The sequence below is a fragment of the Burkholderia sp. B10 genome, from assembly GCF_004368385.1.
Lineage (GTDB): Bacteria > Pseudomonadota > Gammaproteobacteria > Burkholderiales > Burkholderiaceae > Burkholderia > Burkholderia vietnamiensis.
Window position 1 is genome coordinate 1 of the sequence record NZ_PQMX01000191.1, and the last position, 280, is coordinate 280.

2 protein-coding genes are annotated in these 280 nt (G+C 59.6%); one reads left to right on the forward strand and one right to left on the reverse strand.

The window, feature by feature from the left end; genetic code table 11:
• A partial coding sequence (locus C3Y15_RS32505) for a helix-turn-helix domain-containing protein (RefSeq protein ID WP_243860311.1) occupies nt 1-222 on the reverse strand: 222 nt, incomplete at its 3' end.
• On the opposite strand from C3Y15_RS32505, the gene C3Y15_RS31585 reads away from it, so the two are divergent.
• Nucleotides 196-280, forward strand: an 85-nt coding sequence (locus tag C3Y15_RS31585) for a transposase (protein ID WP_134206827.1), incomplete at its 3' end; no start/stop codon positions are given. The genes C3Y15_RS32505 and C3Y15_RS31585 overlap by 27 nt on opposite strands.

Consider the following 280-nt stretch of genomic DNA (forward strand, 5'->3'; position numbering starts at 1 on the left):
CGGGCTGACGCGCTTCGGGTACTTCGGCTCAACGGCATCCGTTTGCCGAAGCCAGCTGCGCACCGTGTTCCGGGACAGGCCCGTGCGCCTCGCAATCTCGCGCAGCGGGACCTTCTCGCGGAAATACTGACCTGCCCCCTGCAAACAGGGCCAGCCGGAGTCTAGTAAAGTTCGTTTTCGGAGAAGAAGACGAACATGAAGAAGCGCTTTACGGAACAGCAAATCATCGGGTTTCTGAAGGAAGCCGAGGCCGGTATGCCGGTCAAGGAACTGTGCAGGA